This is a genomic window from Gluconobacter sp. R75690 (assembly GCF_015244525.1).
Classification (GTDB): Bacteria; Pseudomonadota; Alphaproteobacteria; order Acetobacterales; family Acetobacteraceae; genus Gluconobacter; species Gluconobacter potus.
The window spans coordinates 77,781-96,531 of the sequence record NZ_JABCQB010000001.1; the positions used below are offsets into that span (position 1 = coordinate 77,781).

The 18,751-nt window shown below is 63.4% G+C and carries 15 protein-coding genes; 12 read left to right on the forward strand and 3 right to left on the reverse strand.

The features are described from left to right. The first annotated feature begins 127 nt into the window (after positions 1–127). Together HKD27_RS00395 and HKD27_RS00400 are read left to right on the forward strand one after the other, a co-directional pair. A complete protein-coding gene (locus tag HKD27_RS00395; protein WP_370544208.1) occupies positions 128–922 on the forward strand; it encodes an amino acid ABC transporter ATP-binding protein in 795 nt (264 codons plus the stop codon). Then, positions 922–2,448 (forward strand): ABC transporter substrate-binding protein/permease, encoded by a 1,527-nt coding sequence (locus tag HKD27_RS00400; protein WP_194688295.1) that lies wholly within the window; start codon positions 922–924, stop codon positions 2,446–2,448. The genes HKD27_RS00395 and HKD27_RS00400 overlap by 1 nt, the downstream gene beginning before the upstream one ends. Positions 2,449–2,480: 32 nt before the next feature. Here HKD27_RS00400 and HKD27_RS00405 read toward each other — a convergent pair whose 3' ends face one another. Genes HKD27_RS00405 through HKD27_RS00415 form a run of 3 tightly spaced genes read right to left on the reverse strand, consistent with a single transcriptional unit; the run spans position 2,481 to position 5,327 of the window. Beyond that, positions 2,481–3,425 (reverse strand): hypothetical protein, encoded by a 945-nt coding sequence (locus tag HKD27_RS00405; RefSeq protein ID WP_194688294.1) that lies wholly within the window; start codon positions 3,423–3,425, stop codon positions 2,481–2,483. 3 nt (positions 3,426–3,428) lie between these two features. Further along, positions 3,429–4,682, reverse strand: coding sequence for an AAA family ATPase (locus tag HKD27_RS00410; protein ID WP_034954447.1), 1,254 nt, complete (start codon positions 4,680–4,682; stop codon positions 3,429–3,431). Positions 4,683–4,715: 33 nt separating this feature from the next. Next, a complete protein-coding gene (locus HKD27_RS00415; protein WP_194688293.1) occupies positions 4,716–5,327 on the reverse strand; it encodes a hypothetical protein in 612 nt (203 codons plus the stop codon). Between the two features lie 216 nt (positions 5,328–5,543). Here HKD27_RS00415 and rimP point away from each other — a divergent pair, with 216 nt between their 5' ends. The 10 genes from rimP (at position 5,544) to HKD27_RS00465 (ending at position 18,724) form a co-directional block, all read left to right on the forward strand. Continuing rightward, positions 5,544–6,155, forward strand: coding sequence for a ribosome maturation factor RimP (gene rimP / locus HKD27_RS00420; protein WP_011253104.1), 612 nt, complete (start codon positions 5,544–5,546; stop codon positions 6,153–6,155). Positions 6,156–6,189: 34 nt separating this feature from the next. Then, positions 6,190–7,743 carry a transcription termination factor NusA gene (nusA, locus tag HKD27_RS00425; RefSeq protein ID WP_011253105.1) on the forward strand — a complete coding sequence of 518 codons (1,554 nt, stop codon included), beginning with the start codon at positions 6,190–6,192 and terminating at the stop codon, positions 7,741–7,743. Beyond that, positions 7,715–8,395, forward strand: a complete 681-nt coding sequence (locus HKD27_RS00430; protein WP_011253106.1) for an RNA-binding protein — start codon at positions 7,715–7,717, stop codon at positions 8,393–8,395. Before nusA ends, HKD27_RS00430 begins: the two co-directional genes overlap by 29 nt. Further along, entirely contained in the window at positions 8,392–11,145 is a 2,754-nt protein-coding gene (gene infB, locus HKD27_RS00435) for a translation initiation factor IF-2 (protein WP_194688292.1), read from the forward strand. Before HKD27_RS00430 ends, infB begins: the two co-directional genes overlap by 4 nt. Further along, positions 11,142–11,570 (forward strand): 30S ribosome-binding factor RbfA, encoded by a 429-nt coding sequence (gene rbfA / locus HKD27_RS00440; RefSeq protein WP_194264303.1) that lies wholly within the window; start codon positions 11,142–11,144, stop codon positions 11,568–11,570. Before infB ends, rbfA begins: the two co-directional genes overlap by 4 nt. A 97-nt stretch (positions 11,571–11,667) precedes the next feature. Further along, positions 11,668–12,669, forward strand: coding sequence for a tRNA pseudouridine(55) synthase TruB (gene truB / locus HKD27_RS00445; protein ID WP_062446591.1), 1,002 nt, complete (start codon positions 11,668–11,670; stop codon positions 12,667–12,669). Next, positions 12,629–12,898, forward strand: coding sequence for a 30S ribosomal protein S15 (gene rpsO / locus HKD27_RS00450; protein ID WP_011253110.1), 270 nt, complete (start codon positions 12,629–12,631; stop codon positions 12,896–12,898). The genes truB and rpsO overlap by 41 nt, the downstream gene beginning before the upstream one ends. Positions 12,899–13,095: 197 nt before the next feature. Next, on the forward strand, positions 13,096–15,246 hold the full coding sequence (pnp, locus tag HKD27_RS00455) for a polyribonucleotide nucleotidyltransferase (protein ID WP_194264301.1): 2,151 nt from the start codon (positions 13,096–13,098) through the stop codon (positions 15,244–15,246). Positions 15,247–15,310: 64 nt separating this feature from the next. After that, positions 15,311–16,729 (forward strand): nitronate monooxygenase family protein, encoded by a 1,419-nt coding sequence (locus tag HKD27_RS00460; protein WP_194688291.1) that lies wholly within the window; start codon positions 15,311–15,313, stop codon positions 16,727–16,729. Between the two features lie 3 nt (positions 16,730–16,732). Next, on the forward strand, positions 16,733–18,724 hold the full coding sequence (locus HKD27_RS00465) for an FUSC family protein (RefSeq protein ID WP_194688290.1): 1,992 nt from the start codon (positions 16,733–16,735) through the stop codon (positions 18,722–18,724). Positions 18,725–18,751 lie beyond the last annotated feature (27 nt).

Consider the following 18,751-nt stretch of genomic DNA (forward strand, 5'->3'; position numbering starts at 1 on the left):
TGCGGACGTGCTTCGCAAGGGCCGGGGGCGAGGTTGGGCGAATATGATGATCGTATGAATTGTGCCGCGCACTGTATTAAGGTCTCGATACACTGGCGCAGGTCCGTTATGAGGGCTGCGCGGTCATGTGATCGTGCGTTTCTTTTGTCGAGGGTTTCCGGAACTGGCTGATCTGGTGCTGCAGGCGAGTGGTATCGCCAAGTCCTTTGGTGAGAACGAGGTTCTGAAGGGCCTGTCGCTCGACGTGGAGCGCGGCGAACTGATCTCGATGATCGGGCCTTCGGGATGTGGCAAGTCCACGTTCCTGCGCTGCCTCAATTTTCTGGAACATCCGGATGCGGGCTCTGTCCGGATCGAGGATGTGACGGTCGCGTGCACGGGAAAGCACTGGAGCCGCGCCAATGAGGCCGAGGCCCATAAGCTGCGCTCGCATGTCGGCATGGTGTTTCAGGCCTTCAACCTGTTTCCCCATCGCACTGTGCTGGATAACGTCATGATGGCGCCGATCCAGGTCAAGAAGATGTCGCGCGACGAGGCGCAGTCCATCGCCTGCGAACTCCTGGCGAAGGTCGGGCTGGCGGGTGTGAAGGACCGCTATCCGGACAGTCTTTCGGGCGGTCAGAAGCAGCGCGCGGCTATCGCGCGCGCTCTGGCGATGAAGCCGTCCGTGATGCTGTATGACGAGCCGACATCTGCGTTGGATCCCGAACTGTCCGAGGAAGTCCTGTCCGTCATGCGGGCGCTGGATGACGAGGGCATGACGCAGCTTGTGGTGACTCATGACATGCGGTTCGCGCGTGCGGCCTCGGACCGTGTTCTGTTTGTCGAGGGCGGGGAAATCGTCGAGAGCGGTGATCCGGACCTGATGTTCGCCACCCCCCAGGAGGGACGGACACGCCGGTTCCTGCGGACGCTGCTGTGATGAAAAAACTTTTCGCACTCCTGCTGGCGCTTGCCATCAGCCCCGTTTCCGTCGCGCTAGCGGATGCACCTGCCGCCTCACAGGAACTGCTCTGGGCGTCGGACGGTGAGGCGAATGTGCCTTACGTCTTCCACGACCCGGCCCATGAGTCCCGGATGACCGGCTTCGAGTACGAACTGGTCAACGAGATCGCCGCGCGGATGCACCGGAAGGCGCAGTTCATCCAGAATGACTGGGATGGCCTGATCCCCGGCCTGTCCCGCGGGCTGTACGGAATGGTTCTGGACGGCATCGAAATGACGCCGGAGCACAAGGCGGCTGTCCTGTTCTCGCGGCCCTATTATGTGACGAGCGAGCGCATCATTGTTCGGCACGATCAGAACGGTCTGGATACGATGGACGCCCTCAAGGGCCATACCATCGGGACGATCAAGGACACCACGGCCGAGCGGATGCTGCGTCGGCAGGGCGGTTCGAACGTGCGTTCTTATGAAGAAGAGACGAATGCGTTCTCGGATCTGCGGAACGGACGGCTGGATGCGATCCTGCTCGATGCGCCGATTGCCCTTTATTATGGCAGCATCTCGCCGGACATGAAGCTCGTGGGCGAGCCGATCGGGAGCATGGAATATGGGATCGCCTTCTCGCCCGAGAACCGCGCGCTGCGTGATCAGGTGGATGCGGCGCTGGGCGAGATCATTCAGGATGGGACGCTGCACCGCATTCTGGCGCGCTGGAACCTGTGGACGCCGCTGATGGCGAACTACACGGGCGACAACAGCCAGCCGGATATCGCGCCAACCGAATGGGACCACTATCGACAGGCCATGGCGAATACGACCGGCAGCGGCTGGCATGTTCTGGTCCGGCGTTATGTGAGTTTCCTGCCGCTGATCGGACAGGCGGCGCTCATGACGCTGGCGGTGTCGGCACTCGCCATGGTTCTGGCCGTGGCACTCGGGCTTCTGCTGGCGCTGGCCCGGCATTACGGTGCGGCTCCACTGCGCTTTGTGGCGGGCGTCTATGTCGAAGTGGTGCGCGGAACGCCGTTGCTGATTCAGGTGCTGTTCATTTTCTATGGACTGCCAGCTTTCGGCATTCGTCTGTCGCCGTTCATGGCGGGTGTGCTGTCACTGGGCCTGAACTACGCGGCCTATGAGGCGGAAAACTACCGCGCCGGTCTGCTCTCCGTGCCTCGGGGGCAGATGGAAGCGGCGATTGCGCTGAACATGACGCACTGGCAGGCGCTGCGGCTGGTGATCGTGCCGCAGGCGTTCCGGACAGTTGTGCCGGTCATGACCAACGATTTCATTTCGCTGCTCAAGGACAGTTCACTTGTCTCCGTCATCACGCTGACGGAACTGAGCCAGACCTATGTGCGGCTGTCCTCAACCTATTACGATTATTTCGGAACGGGGATCATGGTCGGTCTGGCCTATCTGCTGCTCGGACTGCCGTTTGTGCGGCTGGCGCGGATGGCGGAGCGGCGGCTGGGCCGTGGGTTTTCAGGAACCGGGCACCACTGAATAGGGGCCCGGTTTGTCCTGTTCTGCCCGGTTCAGGCCGGGCGTGGTGCGGACGGATCGTTGATGAGCGGCGGGACAAGCGTTCCGGTATCCAGCGTGCCGTCAAATCCCTGACGCAGGACGCGGGACCAGCCGATCATCCAGCGGTCCAGAGCATCGATGAACTGGGCGGCGTCCGGGTTTTTGTGAACCGACGCCTTGTTCCAGTACTGGGGCGGGGCCAGAAGCTGGCGTGATCCATGTTCGATGGGGGCGACGAGCGTCTCTACCGTTTCGATATGAGCGGTGCCCTTGCCAGCCGCTGCGGCATAATACCAGCCGACATTGATCATCAGGCTCGGGATCGGAAAGCCCAGGGTGCGCATCCGCGAAAATGCCGCCGTGATGAACGGATCCGTGCTGACACTCTGGTTTTCGAGCACGGCATTGCTGGTATAGCTGCATTCCTGCGACACGCCGGCCTTATCGGAAATATGGGCCGCATAGTCGCGGTCGTCGTGACATGGCGTTTCGAGCTGCTCTGCCAGATCGGCCGGAACGGGCTGCTGCGTGGCGCGGACCACGATGACGCCGGAGACGACACCGCGATCAGTGCGGGCCAGAACCTGCTGGGACAGCTCACCATGCGCGCCGCTCCGGGCTGTCAGGATTGGATGCCAGTCACCGGCGGGAAGCGGAAGGGTGCGTCCGGCGATGGTGATGCTACCATGTTGGGTAATGCCGGGATCGGGTACGCCGATCTGGTCTCCCAGACCCGGAGCGCCACCGGGCTGGGCGCCCTGTTGTCCATCCGGCTGTGACGCGCCGGACCCTGCATTATACGGTGTCGCCCCGGGCAGGTGCCCCGGAAGCCACGGCATGGCCTTTTTGAGCGCCGGGGTGGGGTAGAAGGCGGCCATGCCGAGCGCGCCTACCGTTACGATCACGCTCGTGCGCCAGAGCGGCGCGCGTCGCCAGAGCCGTCCGAATGCCGTCATGGATCAGTGGCTCACCCGGCCAAGCTGGGTTTCGGTGTCGCTGGCGATTTCGGTGACGACCGTGCCGTCCTCCTGCGTGACAAGACGGACGCGCTTGGCGCCCTGCTGACGGGCGACGATGAGGCTTTCGCTGACCATGTCCTCGATGGAACGGACAAGATCGCGCGCGCTCGCGCCGGTGCCGAGGTTCTTCTGCTTGACCATGACCTGGAACAGGACTCCGGCATCGATGCCGCCGGTTTCCACATGCAGGCCATAGCCTTCGATCATGGCCTCGATCTCGAGAGCCGCGACGCGGGCCAGATCCAGCCCGCGCAGGGCCCGGAAAATGAAAATACGGTCCAGACGGTTGAGGACCTCTGGCGCGAAGCCAGACTTGCGCAGGGCCTCCACCGACTCGGCGCGCATCTTTTCAGGCTCGTTGGCGAGACGGTCGGCGATTTCGGTCAGGGCCTCGGTGGCGACGTTGGACGTCAGCATGAAGATCGCGCGGGTCGTGGAGACCTGCTCGCCCGTGGAGGCTTCCGTGACATGGCCGTCGTTCCAGGCGGTGAGGAACTTCTTGAAGACGTCCGGATGGGCCTTCTCGATCTCGTCGAGCAGCACCACGGCATCCGGATGATCCTTGAGGCCGCCGGTCAGCTTGCCGAAAGTGTCCGAACCCACATAGCCCTTGGGCGAGCCGAAAAGCTGGGTCGCGGCATGGGCGCTGGACATCTGCGTCATGTCGAAATGCAGCAGGGGGCGTTCCATCTGCTTGGCCATCTGCTTGGCCAGATAGGTCTTGCCGGTGCCCGGAGGGCCAGCGAGCAGGAAGATGCCGACGGGTTTGCCGCGGACCTGAAGCGCCAGGCGGCGGCGCATCTGCTGGGCGATGTCTTCGCAGACCTGGTCCTGTCCGATGACGCGGGCGCGCAGCGAGGCGGCCAGTTCGTCGGCGTCGATGACGGTTTCGCGCTGTTCGCGGGCCATGAGCTCTTCAAGGGCTCCGCGGTTTGTCAGACGGCTGAGAACATCCATGATGAGACCTTTCCTGCGGCGCAGTCCGCGACGCGCCAGTTTTTCGGCTGACGTTTCATACGCCAGTCCCGTGACTGCCAGAAGGGCACTGATGCCTGCCAGCGGAAGATAGAAACGCCGTCCCCATTCGATGGCAGCCCATAGCCCGTTCAGCGACAGGTGTAGCATGACCGCGACCTGAATCACTGCCAGAATAAGGAAGGCCGCCATCATCAGCGGCATGGCCCGGTTGAGCATGGGAACGAGGGACTTGAACACCGGGGCGGTTCCTTACTGGACGATCACGTTGAGCAGGACGCGCTGGTCGAGCGTCATCAGGGCGGGCAGGGCTTCGGGACCGAGGGCTGTCAGTGCTCCGACGATCAAAGCTGGCGCATGCGGCATACTGACGGGCGCGATGAGGATTTGCCCGGCTTCGACAATGGGAATGACCAGATGCTGGAACTTGCCCGTCAGGACAACGCGCTGTGTCAGACCCGAGACCGTGACGTCAATGGTCTGGCCGACTGCGCCCGATGCATCCAGCACCGGCATTTCCACGAGCCGCATTTTGCCATCCTTCACCGCCGCGAGAATGCGGGCGCGGTCGGCAGGGCTGAAGCCGCTTTTTGCGAGGGCGGCCGGAGCCTTCGCTGGGGGAAGCATGGAAAGCTGGACCGCGGCGGTCTGGGCGGCCGGCACGGCGGGCGTGCTCTGGGACGGCGGTGCGACCGCAGAGACGGGGGGCGCGGCTGTATTATGCGTGTAGAAAAAAGCGCCGGCCCCGACCGTCAGGGCCGCGATCAGCCCGCCTCCGCCCCACAGCGCCCGGCTGCGGGATGCCGGTTCGGAGGGCAGCGGCTGGGCGCGCGGTTCTGGACGGGGCTCGTACTGGGAAGTCATTTCAGAACCATCTCACTCCCGACGGCGTCCGAAGACAAGGGCTTTCGAGATATGGGAATGTAAACAAATCTTTCGACTCGCCCAATGGATAAGAGCTTCAGGAACAATGGGATTTGCGTTCCTCTTGCGTCCTGCGGGGAGGTGACTTACATAAGGCACATTCCATTCATCTTCCGCTCATTTGGGGGGTGGCCCTGACGGGCCGCCTTTTTTGTCTTGTCTCAGCAGAACGCCTCTTCCGACATCGAACTGCCCCATCTCACGGGGCTGGAAGCCCGCATTGCGGAGCGGATCGCACCGACGCTGGCCGATCTGGGCTACGAGCTCGTGCGTCTGTCCGTGCTGGGACGCGACACCCCGACGATCCAGATCATGGCGGACCGTGCGAACGGCTCCCTGATCTCGGTGGAAGACTGCGAGCAGATCAGCCACGCCGCCGGCGCCATCCTGGACGTTGACGATCCGATCCCCGGTGCGTGGATGCTGGAAGTTTCGTCCGCAGGGATCGACCGTCCGCTGACGCGCGCCAAGGACTGGGAGCGATTCGCCGGCCATCTGGCGAAGGCCGAGCTGGACGTGCCGCTCAATGGCCGTCGCCGTTTCTCCGGCACCGTCATGGGCGCACGGGACGGCAATGCCATCATCCGTCTGGATGACGGGACCGAGGCTGTCCTGCCGCTGGTGGACATCCGCAAGGCCCGTCTGGTCCTGACCGATGCGCTGATCGAAGCGAGCGCTGCCCTTGCCGGGGTCAGCTCCGAAGGGGAAGATGGCGGGGAAGCGCGCCAGGCGCCCAAACTGAATCCGAAGAAGCCGGGGAAAAAGTGATGACCCGTCTCATGCTGGCTGGAGGTCCGATCTGATGGACACGTCTGTTACACGTCCCGAACTGCTGCTGGTTGCCGATGCAGTATCCCGCGAGAAGAACATCGACCGCGAGGAAGTGCTCGAAGCCATGGAGCAGGCCATCCAGAAGGCTGGCCGCGCGAAGTACGGGCATGAAAAGGACATCCGTGCGACGATCGACCGCAAGACGGGCGAAGTCCGCCTGAGCCGCTGGACCGAAGCGGTCGAGCATGTGGAGAACGAGGACACCCAGATCCCGCTGCACATCGCCCGCAAGTTCCAGCCGGAAATCCAGGCCGGCGAGCATCTGGTCGATCCGCTGCCGCCGATCGATTTCGGTCGTATTGCAGCGCAGACGGCCAAGCAGGTCATCGTGCAGCGCGTGCGTGAATACGAGCGCAAGCGCCAGTACAACGAGTTCAAGGACCGTGTGGGCGAGATCGTCAACGGCACCGTCAAGCGGACCGAGTATGGCAATCTCATGGTCGAGATCGGCCATACGGAAGCCCTGCTGCGTCGCGACGAGCTGATCCCCCGCGAATCCTTCCGCAATTCCGATCGCGTCCGCGCTTACATCTATGATGTGCGTGACGAGCCACGTGGCCCGCAGATCTTCCTCTCCCGCACGCATCCGGCCTTCCTGGCCAAGCTGTTCGCGCAGGAAGTTCCGGAAATCTACGACGGTATCATCGAGATCAAGGCCGTGTCCCGTGATCCGGGATCGCGCGCCAAGATGGCCGTGATTTCCCGCGATGCGGCAATCGACCCGGTCGGTGCGTGCGTTGGTATGCGCGGTTCCCGCGTTCAGGCTGTCGTGGCTGAGCTGCAGGGCGAGAAGATCGACATCATCCCCTGGAGCCCGCAGGCCGCGACGTTCGTCGTCAATGCGCTGGCCCCGGCTGAAGTCAGCAAGGTGGTGATGGATGAGGAAGCAGGTCGCGTCGAAGTCGTGGTGCCGGACGAGCAGCTTTCGCTCGCCATCGGCCGGCGTGGCCAGAACGTGCGTCTGGCCAGCCAGCTGACGCGTTGGGACATCGATATTCTGACGGAGGCCGAGGAATCGGAGCGTCGTCAGGAAGAGTTCCGCAAGCGCTCCTCGCAGTTCGTCGAGGCGCTGGACGTCGATGACGTGATCGCGGGCCTGCTGGTGACGGAAGGCTTCCACACGATCGAGGAACTGGCCTACACCGATCCGGGCGAACTGAACGATATCGAAGGCTTTGACGAGAGCGTGGCTGAAGAGCTCATGCATCGCGCCAACGACTATCTCGCCAGCAAGGAACAGGCTCTGGACGACCAGCGCAAGGCGCTGGGTGTCACGGATGACGTGGCCGAGCTGGGAACGTTCACGAACCAAATGCTGGTGACGCTGGGTGAGAAGGGCGTGAAAACGCTCGACGATCTGGCGGATCTGGCCGGTGACGAGCTGGTGGAGATTCTCGGCGAGGAGGCCATCGACGAAGATGCCGCCAACGAGATCATCATGGCAGCGCGTGCGCACTGGTTCGATGGTGAAGAAGCCGACTCGGCAAAGCCCGAGAATGGTGACGGGGAGTCGACCGACGTCTGATATTTCTGATACTGATAATGGTCCCGTTCGTGGTGCTCTAGGGCGTCGCGGCTCGGAGCGGCGATGCATCGTTACGCGAGAGCAGAAGCCGCCTGAAGGTATGATCCGTTTCGTGGTCAGCCCGGATAACCGGGTTGTTCCCGACCTCGCCGGAAAACTTCCGGGTCGGGGAATGTGGTTGAGTGCCAGCCGGGATGTGTTAGATAGCGCCCGCACACGACAGGCTTTTGCCAGAGCGGCCAAAGCCCAGGTGATCGTACCGGACGGCCTGGCCGATCTGGTCGAGGCCGCGCTGGTGCAGCGGATGCTGGACGCAGTCAGCCTGGCTCGCAGGGCGGGTCAGACGGTCTGCGGGTTTCAGAAATGCCGGGAGTGGCTCACTTCAGGCAGGGTAGGGGTGGTGATCCGTTCGGAAAGTGCAAGCCCGGACGAGTTCTCCAGACTGGTGTCGGGCCGGCGTTCTCTGCCGGTGGTGACAGTTCCCGATCGGGTCCTGGAATCGGCGTTCAGCCGGGACCGGGCGGTCTATGCGGTGATGGCGCCAGGAGCGCTGGCACAGCGCCTGATCGCCGAACATGAGAGATTTTCGGGAGTGGCAGGACGTCCGCTCCCAGACCCCGCAGGGGTCAGTAAGGAACAGGCGGAACTATGAGCGACGGCAACGAGCGCAACCAGGACGGAAACAACACCCCATCACAGGGCGGCGAACAGACCAGAAGCAGCCGCCTGTCGCTTCGCCCTGCTGGACGCCAGGAGGTCGGGCGTACTGTGGATGCCGGCTCCGTGCGTCAGAGCTTCAGCCATGGCCGTTCCAAGGTCGTGCAGGTTGAGGTCCGCAAGCCCAAGCGCAATGCGGCTGGCCCGGGTGCTGGTGCGGCGGCCCGTGGTGGCCGTGCGGGTGGTCGTGCCCTGACGGCAGCCGAACTGGCTGCCCGCCAGCGCGCCCTTGAGGGGCAGCGCAAGGCTGCTGCCGAAGAGGCTGCACGGCGTGAGGAAGAAAAGATCCAGATCATGTCTGCCGCCGAGGCTGCGCGTCGCGCTGCCGAGGAAGAGCGTCTGATCAGCGAACAGAAGGCTGCGGAAATCGCGGCTCTGAAGGAAAGCGAACAGCAGGCTGCCCGCGAACAGGCTGCGGCTGAAGCTGCGGCACGTGCTGCCGAGCAGGCCGCTGCCGAAGCAGCAGCACGCGAGGCCGAGGAAGCCGAGCGCTCTGCTCCGCTTGATCCGCGCAGCCATTCGACCGGCGGCGTGCAGCTTGCCGCGCCAGTCCAGCGTCTGCGTCCTCTGGCCGAACGTGCCATCATGCCGCCGCGCCCGGTTCAGCCGTCCCGTCCGGCAGCAGCCGCGCCGGCCCGTAACAACGAGACGCTGCATCTGCGTTCCGGCGCTGCCGCCGGTGGCGACGACGAGCGTCGTCCCGCGCCGCGCCGCAGCGGTCCCGGCGCACCGCCGGCCCCGCCGCGCCGTCCGTCCGCTCCGTCCCGCAAGGGTGGCGGCAGCGATCGCCGTTCGGGTCGCATCGACGTCCGCGCCGCGATCGAAGGTGATGACGACAAGACGCGTTCGCTGGCTTCGGTCCGTCGCCAGCGTGACCGCGAGCGTCGTCAGGCCGAGCTGGAGCGTCTGCGCTCCGATCAGGTCCGCGTCGTCCGTGACGTCATCGTGCCGGAGACCATCACGGTCGCCGAGCTGGCCAACCGTATGGCGGCCCGTCAGGGTGAAGTCATCAAGGCGCTCATGAAGATGGGCGTCATGGCGACGGCCGCGCAGAGCATCGATGGCGATACCGCCGAACTCGTGGTCGAGGAATTCGGCCACCGCATCAAGCGCGTTTCCGAAAGCGATGTTGAAATCGGTATCGAGGGTGTTGAAGACAACGCTGACGATCTGAAGCCCCGTGCTCCGGTCGTCACGGTCATGGGTCATGTCGATCACGGCAAGACCTCCCTGCTCGATGCGCTGCGCACCACGGATGTGGCTGCAAGTGAAGCCGGTGGCATCACGCAGCATATCGGCGCGTATCAGATCACGGCGCCGTCGGGGAAGAAGATCACCTTCATCGATACGCCGGGTCATGAGGCCTTCACCTCCATGCGTGCCCGCGGTGCATCCGTAACGGATATCGTGGTGCTGGTGGTGGCTGCCGATGACGGCGTGATGCCGCAGACGATCGAAGCCATCAAGCACGCCAAGGCGGCCAATGCTCCGATCATCGTGGCGATCAACAAGATCGACAAGCCGGGCGCCAACCCGAACCGTGTGCGTCAGGAACTGCTGAACCACGAGATCGTGGTCGAGGAAATGGGTGGCGACACCCAGGACGTCGAGGTTTCGGCTCTGAAGCGCATCGGTCTGGACAAGCTCGAAGAGTGCATCCTGCTCCAGTCTGAAATGCTGGATCTGAAGGCCAATCCGGATCGCGTGGCCGAAGGTGTGGTGATCGAAAGCCGTCTGGATCGTGGACGTGGCCCTGTTGCCGCCGTTCTCGTCCAGAAGGGCACGCTGCGTCGCGGTGACATCGTGGTGGCCGGTGCCGAATGGGGCCGTGTCCGTGCGGTGCTCGATGACCGTGGCCGTCAGGTCAAGGAAGCCGGTCCGTCCATGCCGGTCGAGGTGCTCGGCCTGACGGGTGTGCCGGGTGCGGGTGAACCGTTCGTGGTTGTCGAAAACGATGCGCGGGCCCGTGAGATCAGCGAGTTCCGTCAGCGGAAGATCAAGGAGAAGGAAGCAGCCTCGCAGGTTGCGGCCCGTGGTACCCTTGATCAGATGCTGGCCCGGATTCAGGCCGGTGTGCAGAAGGAAGTTGCCCTTCTCATCAAGGCTGACGTGCAGGGTTCGGCGGAAGCTATTTCCACGACCGTGCAGAAGCTGGCCCATGAGGAAGTGGCTATCCGCGTCCTGAACGCCAGTGTCGGCCAGATCACGGAAAGCGACATCCAGCTTGCCAAGGCTTCCGACGCCATCATCGTGGCCTTCAATGTCCGTGCCACCACGCAGGCCCGTGAACTGGCCCAGCGCGAGGGTGTGGACATCCGCTACTACTCGATCATCTACCAGGTGGCGGATGACGTGGAGCAGCTGGTCAAGGGCAAGGTTGCGCCGAAGCATCGCGAGAAGTTCCTCGGCTACGCAGAGGTCCGTCAGGTGTTCAACATCACCAAGACCGGTAAGGTCGCGGGCTGCTATGTCACCGAAGGTCTCGTCAAGCGCGGTTGTGGCGTGCGCCTGTTGCGTGACAACGTGGTCATTCATGAAGGCGAGCTGAGCCAGCTCAAGCGCTTCAAGGATGACGTCAAGGAAGTGGCCCGTGGTTATGAGTGTGGTCTGTCGTTTGCGGGTTACAACGACCTGCGCGAAGGCGACATGGTCGAGTGCTATGAAATGGAAGTGATCCCGGCTTGAGCTCCCGTTCCAGACATGACGTGAAAGGTCCCGCGGGCGTCTCCGCTCACGGGCCCAGCACCCGCCAGCTCCGGGTGGCCGAAGAGGTCCGTCGGGTTCTGGCGGAGCTGTTCGCCCGGACCGAATTTCGCGATCCGGAACTGCTGGATGTGCGGATTACGGTGACGGAAGTCCGCATCTCTCCGGATTTCAGACATGCCACGGCTTTCGTGACGCGTCTGGGACGGAGCGATGTAGAGGTTCTCCTGCCCGCCCTGAAGCGGGTGGCACCCTTCTTAAGAACGGGCCTCTCCAAGGCTCTCAATCTCCGGACGGTGCCGGAGATCCACTTTCAGCCCGATACGGCGCTGGATAACGCCATGGAGCTCGACGAGCTCATGCGATCTCCGGAGGTTCGGCGGGATCTGGAAAAAGATCCGGAGTAGTTTTTAAAAAAGTCCCTCACTTCCTGTGAGGGGCTTTTTTTTGCATTCCGGCCCCCTGCTGGTCTATCAGCGGCCTTCACAAGCAAGGACGGGATGTATGGGCAGGAAGCGTGGACGCGATATCGACGGGTGGCTGATTCTCGACAAGCCACTGGGGCCGACCTCCACGGATATGGTCAACAAGCTGCGATGGGCTTTTGATGCGAAAAAGGCCGGACATGGCGGGACGCTCGATCCGCTGGCTTCCGGCGTGCTGCCGATTGCGTTCGGCAAAGCCACCCGGACCATTCCCTACATCATGGACGCGACAAAGCGTTACCGCTTCACCCTGACTTTTGGGGAAAGCCGGACGACGGATGATCTTGAAGGCGAGGTTCTGGCGACATCCCCGAACCGCCCGACCGATGACCAGATCCGTGCCGTCCTGCCTGCGCTCACTGGAAACGTCATGCAGGTGCCGCCCGTCTTTTCGGCGCTTCGGGTCGGGGGCGAGCGGGCCTATGACATGGCGCGGGCCGGCCGTCCGCCTGAACTTCCGCCACGTCCGGCGCGGATCGATTCGATAACGCTGGTGGAACGTCCGGACGCGGATACGGCCGTCTTCGACGTGCAGTCTGGCAAGGGCGTCTATATGCGCTCGCTCGCGCGTGACATCGCGCTGGCCTGTGGAACGGTCGGGCATATTTCGGTGCTGCGGCGGACGAAGTGCGGGCCGTTCGATCTGAGCCACGCACTGACGATCGATCAGATATCACTGGACAAATCGACTCAAACTGTGGACAACGCCGATGCTCTTCCGGCTCCTCTGCTGGATGCGGCGACCGCGCTGGTCGACATCCCGGCGCTGGCCGTCACCGATGCGGAGGGAAGGATGCTTGTCTGGGGGCAGTCGATAGACCCCGCGGACCTCGTGCATCCTCTGCCGGCATCGTCGCAGGGGGAAGACCACCTGTGGCGCGCGATGATCGGAGAGCACGTGCTGGGTCTGTGTCATGTCCGTCATGGGCGGCTCAGGGCAGCGCGTATGCTGGAAAACCACGAGTTTTTTGGAGAACACGATGTCGATTACCGCAGAACGCCGCACGGCACTGATTTCTGAGTACAAGCAGAGCGAGACGGATACGGGTTCGCCGGAAGTGCAGGTTGCAATCCTGTCCGAGCGTATCGTCAACCTGACCGAGCACCTGAAGACCCACAAGAAGGACTTCCACTCCCGTCGTGGTCTTCTGATGATGGTCGGTCAGCGTCGTAGCCTGCTGGACTATCTGAAGCGCAAGGACCAGGCCCGTTACCAGAGCCTGATCGAGCGTCTCGGCCTGCGTCGCTGAGCTAGATCTGTCCGGGAGCCTACTCCCGGACACCCCCGCCATCGCCTGTCCGGCGGTGCGGGTGCGCGACCGGCGTTTCAGGCCACATGGTGTCATGTCGGGGGCTTCCCGTCATCACCGCCATGCCGTCCGAAACGCTGCTCCGCCACCTGCCGGACGCCCGGGGATGGTTTCATCCTTAATTTGGGAAAACATGCATGTTTGATTATTTCCGCAAGGAAATCGAATGGGCCGGACGCCCCCTGATCCTGGAGACCGGCAAGGTCGCACGCCAGGCAGACGGCGCGGTCATGATCACTTATGGCGACACGGTTGTGCTCTGCACCGCCGTTGGCGCCAAGAGCGTCAAGCCGGGACAGGACTTCTTCCCGCTGACGGTCAACTACCAGGAAAAGGCTTACGCCGCCGGCAAGATCCCGGGTGGGTTCTTCAAGCGTGAAGGTCGTCCGTCCGAAGCCGAAGTTCTGAACGCCCGTCTGATCGACCGTCCGATCCGTCCGCTGTTCCCGGAAAACTTCCGCAACGAAGTCCAGATCACCGCAACGGTCCTGAGCTACGACAACGAGAACGATCCGGCCCTCGTGTCGCTGATCGGCTGCTCGGCTGCGCTGACGCTCTCCGGTATTCCGTTCTTCGGCCCGGTCGCCTGCGCGCGCATCGGCCGTATCGACGGCAAGCTGGTCGTGAACCCGACTCATGACGAGATCAAGGACAGCACGCTCGACCTGATGGTCGCCGGTACGGCCGAAGGCGTGCTGATGGTTGAATCCGAAGCCAGCGAGCTTTCGGAAGAGACGATGCTCGAAGCCGTCACGCTGGGTCACACGTCCTTTCAGCCGGTCATCGACGCCATCATCGCGCTCGCCGAGCACGCTGCGAAGGCACCGTGGGATCTGCCGTCGCTGACGAAGGAAGAAATCGCCCTTCGCAAGCGCGTCGAGAAGGTCGGCAACAAGCTGATGGCGGACGCCTACAAGGAGCGTCAGAAGCAGGCTCGTTACAAGAAGGTCGCCGAAGCCAAGGACCGGATCAACGAGATCCTGGCCGAGGAAGGTCTGGACGTCGAACTGGCCAAGCCGATGCTCAAGGAGCTTGAGGCACAGGTCGTTCGCGGTTCCATCCTCAAGACCGGCATCCGGATTGATGGCCGTGACCTGAAGACGGTCCGCCCGATCCTTGCCGAAGTCGGCATCCTGCCGCGCGCCCATGGGTCGTCCCTGTTCACGCGTGGCGAGACGCAGGCCCTCGTGGTTGCAACGCTCGGCACGGGCCAGGACGAGCAGATCATCGATGCGCTGGAAGGTGAATACCGTTCCAACTTCATGCTGCACTACAACTTCCCGCCGTATTCGGTGGGTGAGTGTGGCCGCATGGGTTCCCCGGGCCGTCGTGAAATCGGTCACGGCAAGCTGGCATGGCGCGCTATCCATCCGCTGCTGCCGACCAAGGAAGCCTTCCCGTACACGATGCGTGTGGTTTCCGAGATCACGGAAAGCAACGGTTCGTCTTCCATGGCAACCGTCTGCGGCTCCTCGCTCGCGCTGATGGATGCCGGCGTTCCGCTGCCGCGTCCGGTTGCCGGCATTGCCATGGGTCTGATCAAGGAAGACCGTGGCTACGCCGTGCTGTCCGACATCCTGGGTGATGAAGATCACCTCGGCGACATGGACTTCAAGGTGGCCGGTACGGCTGACGGCGTGACCGCGCTGCAGATGGACATCAAGATCACGTCCATCACGCCGGAAATCATGAAGATCGCCCTGGAGCAGGCCCGCGAAGGCCGTATCCACATCCTCGGCGAAATGGCCAAGGCCCTGACGGAAGGCCGTTCGGATGTTTCGGGCAATGCTCCGAAGATCACCACGATCTCCGTGCCGAAGGAAAAGATCCGTGATGTGATCGGCTCCGGCGGCAAGGTGATCCGTGAGATCGTCGAATATTCGGGTGCGAAGGTCGATATCGGTGACGATGGCACTGTGACGATCGCTGCTTCGAACGACGAGCAGGCCCAGAAGGCCATCTCCCGGATCGAAGGCATCGTTGCCGAGCCGGAAATCGGTCGCATCTATGACGGCAAGGTCGTCAAGGCTGCTGATTTCGGTGCGTTCGTGAACTTCCTCGGCCCGCGTGACGGCCTGGTTCACATTTCCGAACTGGCTGAAGGCCGCGTTGCGAAGACGTCCGACGTCGTCAAGCAGGGTGATGCCGTGAAGGTCAAGGTCATCGGTTTCGATGACCGCGGCAAGGTCAAGCTCTCCATGAGGGTTGTCGACCAGGCCACGGGCGCCGATATTACGGAGAGTGTGGGGGCCAAGCCTGGCCGTCCGCCCCGTCGCGACGCCGAATGAGTGTTGGGGCGGGGCTCGCAAGGCCCCGCCTTTTTTTTCTGAGTTTCGGAGACAGCCAGTCCCCATGAAATCTATTGATACCCTCCGTTTTGGTGGTCAGGATGTGCTGCCTCTGATCGAAGGGGGCAAAGGTGTTTCCGTCTCCACGGGCGTCTCGGCCGGACACTGGGCTGCCGCCGGCGGGATCGGAACCATCTCGGCCGTCAATGCGGATAGTTACGATCAGGACGGCAATCCCGTTCCGCAGATCTATCACGGCCGTACGCGCCGTGAGCGCCAGCAGGAGCTGATCCGCTACGCGATCGATGGCGGTATCGCCCAGGCGAAGATTGCCCACGACATCTCGGGCGGCAAGGGCCGGATCAACGTCAATATCCTGTGGGAAATGGGCGGGGCCGAGGAAGTCATCATCGGGATCCTCGAAGGGGCTCCCGGACTGGTACATGGCGTGACCTGTGGTGCGGGCATGCCGTATCGCCTGTCCGACATCGCAGTGCGTTTTGGGCTCCCATATTACCCGATCGTCTCTTCGGGACGCGCGTTCAATGCCCTGTGGCGCCGTGCCTACAGCAAGGCGCCCGAACTGCTGGGTGGCGTGGTTTACGAGGACCCGTGGCGTGCGGGCGGTCATAACGGCCTGTCCAACACGGAAAATCCGCTCTCTCCGGAAGATCCCTATCCGCGCGTTCTCGAGCTGCGCCGCGTCATGCGCAATTACGGTCTGGGCGAAACGCCGATCATCATGGCCGGTGGCGTCTGGCATCTTGAGGAATGGCAGGACTGGATTGGCAATCCGGAACTGGGGCCGATCGCGTTCCAGTTCGGAACCCGTCCGCTCCTGACGCAGGAAAGCCCGATTCCCAATGCCTGGAAGCGCCGTCTCCTGACGCTGAGGAAGGGGGATGTGTATCTCAACCGCTTTTCCCCGACCGGGTTCTATTCCTCAGCCGTCAAGAACAGCTTCCTCCGGGACCTGCGCGAGCGCTCCGAGCGTCAGGTGCCGTACAGTCAGGAATCCGGTGACGGATATGAGGCGTCTTACGGCGTTGGTGCCCGCAAGCGCGAGGTTTTCGTGCCGGCGGCCGATCGTCCTCGCATTGCCGAATGGGAAGCCGCCGGCTTCACCGAGGCGCTGCGCACCCCGGATGACACGCTGGTTTTCGTGACGCCGGAAAGCTCGCGCGAGATTCTTGCGGACCAGACGGCGTGCATGGGCTGCCTGTCGCAGTGCCGCTTCTCCAACTGGATGCAGAAAGAACCGTACACGACGGGCCAGAAGGCTGACCCGCGTTCCTTCTGCATCCAGAAGACGCTCCAGACCATTTCCCACATTCCGCCCGGAGCGGATGAGGATGTGATTACGGACCACAACCTCATGTTCGGCGGCACGAATGCGTGGCGCTTCGGAACGGATCCGTTCTACGCGAACGGCTTTGTCCCGACGGTTGGCCAGCTCGTGGAGCGTATTCTGACCGGTCGCTGAGACATGGTCCGCGACCCTCTCTCCTCTGGTCCGTCGTCCCGGCCTGCCCTCAATCGGGGCAGGCCGTTCGACTTTCTGACGCAGTTTCTGGCGCGCCACTCGGTTCCCGTCAGTCCAGAGCAGATCGCTCCGGCTGAGGGGAGCCGGGCCGCGGTCGCCACTGTCGTGGCGCTTCTCCCCGCAATTTATGAACATCAGGCCGTGCTGGCCTGGGCCGCGTTTGCGGCATTCTGGAGCTGCCTGATCGAGCCGGGCGGAACGGCCCGCGAACAGCTCCGCATTCTCGGACTCTTTACGGTAGCCGGCGCGATCCTGGGGGGCATGACGTCCCTCATCGCGGTGTCTCCGCTCTGGGGCGTGCTGCCCTGGCTGGTTCTGACGGGCCTGCTGGTTGGTATGGCTCGCGCGCTGACGCCGTCCATGGCGCTGCTCTGCGCGCTTCTCGGCTGCGTCATGCTCGCGGGGACGGGGTTCCCGGCCCATGGGCTTCAGGATGCTCTCGTCATCGCCGTGGCATTCGGGGGTGGTGGATTGTGGGCCATCCTTCTATGCCTCGCTATCTGGCCGCTGCATCCCTATGCGCCCGCGCGGCGGGCCGTGGGAGGCTGTTACCGGCTGCTGTCGGTCATGGCGGGCGAGATCGCGGCGGGACGGCTTCAGGAAACCGTGCACCGGCAGAACGTGCGGGCGGCGATCGAGCGAGCGCGCGGGATGGCGCTTCAGATTGACGCCGGACATGCAAGTTACGGCATGCGCGGGCGTCTGATCGCATCCCTGGCCGGGGCGGAGCGCCTGTTCACCGCCATGCTGGCCGTCGAGCATCTCGTCGAGACGCGCGGTCTGGATTTCGAGGCGCGGGGGACGCTGGCGGCGTTTTCCGCGCTTTGCCAGCATGCCAGTGACGCCGCACTCGACCCCGCACCGGATCTTGGCCATCTGGCCTCTGAGGGGCTCGCGCTTGCGGGGAACATTCCCGCGACGGCGGGTCCGATCGGGGAACTGGTCGCGACCAGTGCGCGGACTCTGGGGACGCTGGCCGAAGGGCTCGCGCAGAAGGAGCGCCTGCCATTCGATGCCGAACTGCCCCGGCATGTCGCCCGGCTGACCCCCGCGATCTGGCAGCATACGCTGCGTCTCGTGGTCGGCCTGCTGGCGACCTATATGACAAGCTGGTGGCTGGGACTTGATTATGGGTTCTGGGCGCTGGTGGCGGTGCTGCTGGTCATCCAGCCTTCCGGACAGACGACGCTGGTGCGGGCGCTGGAGCGTGTGCTCGGGACCGTGGGCGGTGGCGTGCTGGCGCTGCTGCTGACGCCGTTCCTGCCGGGTTCGGCCCAGATGCTGGCGGCGGTGGCGGTCTTCGTGATCGGCGCCATCGCCATGCGTGCGGTGAATTATACCATGCTCGTGGTTTTCATCAGCGCGCAGTTCATCGTCGTGACGGAAATGATCATGCCGTCGCAGGGCGTGGCGTGGATGCGGATGCTCGACAACACGCTCGGCAGCGTGATCGGGCTGCTCTGCGCCTTCATGGTCTGCCCGCAGCGTCGGGGCCAGGACATGGACGGTCTGTTGCAGAAGGCTGTCGTGGGCAATCTGCGCTATCTGGCGGCTGTTCTGAAACGGGAAGATCCCGTCATGACGGACCGCATCCAGCGTCAGGCCGGGATTGATACGACGCGGGCGGAGTTCGCCCGGGGCTCGCTGCCCGTTCTGGGGGGTGTATCCGCCGTCGGAGAACGCGCGACGCAGGCCCATGCTCTTCTGCGGGCGCTGCGCCGGCTGAGCGGCGAGGCGACCCTGCTGCGTTTCGATATCTCTGCCGGGCTGTGTGAAGGCGATGCGCAGGCCGGTGAGCGGTGGAGTGCTACGGCGGCAGCTCTTGAAGTGGGTGCCCCGCTGGCGGATGTCGCCCTGAAGATCCAGAACGGGGAAATCATGGCCGAGATCGCCGCTCTGGAACGGGCCGGGCGCGGGGATCGCGCCATTTCCTGAAAACAGGACGGGGGAAGACGGAACTCC

Excerpts from the sequence above, each read along its gene's own strand:
- pnp (WP_194264301.1), top strand. The coding sequence starts at position 13,096 with ATGTTTGATTATTTCCGCAAGGAAATCGAATGGGCCGGACGCCCCCTG.
- HKD27_RS00400 (WP_194688295.1), top strand. The coding sequence starts at position 922 with ATGAAAAAACTTTTCGCACTCCTGCTGGCGCTTGCCATCAGCCCCGTT.
- HKD27_RS00410 (WP_034954447.1), bottom strand. The coding sequence starts at position 4,682 with ATGCTCAACCGGGCCATGCCGCTGATGATGGCGGCCTTCCTTATTCTG.
- HKD27_RS00405 (WP_194688294.1), bottom strand. The coding sequence starts at position 3,425 with ATGACGGCATTCGGACGGCTCTGGCGACGCGCGCCGCTCTGGCGCACG.
- infB (WP_194688292.1), top strand. The coding sequence starts at position 8,392 with ATGAGCGACGGCAACGAGCGCAACCAGGACGGAAACAACACCCCATCA.
- rpsO (WP_011253110.1), top strand. The coding sequence starts at position 12,629 with ATGTCGATTACCGCAGAACGCCGCACGGCACTGATTTCTGAGTACAAG.
- HKD27_RS00415 (WP_194688293.1), bottom strand. The coding sequence starts at position 5,327 with ATGACTTCCCAGTACGAGCCCCGTCCAGAACCGCGCGCCCAGCCGCTG.
- HKD27_RS00430 (WP_011253106.1), top strand. The coding sequence starts at position 7,715 with ATGGTGACGGGGAGTCGACCGACGTCTGATATTTCTGATACTGATAAT.
- HKD27_RS00465 (WP_194688290.1), top strand. The coding sequence starts at position 16,733 with ATGGTCCGCGACCCTCTCTCCTCTGGTCCGTCGTCCCGGCCTGCCCTC.
- truB (WP_062446591.1), top strand. The coding sequence starts at position 11,668 with ATGGGCAGGAAGCGTGGACGCGATATCGACGGGTGGCTGATTCTCGAC.
- nusA (WP_011253105.1), top strand. The coding sequence starts at position 6,190 with ATGGACACGTCTGTTACACGTCCCGAACTGCTGCTGGTTGCCGATGCA.
- HKD27_RS00460 (WP_194688291.1), top strand. The coding sequence starts at position 15,311 with ATGAAATCTATTGATACCCTCCGTTTTGGTGGTCAGGATGTGCTGCCT.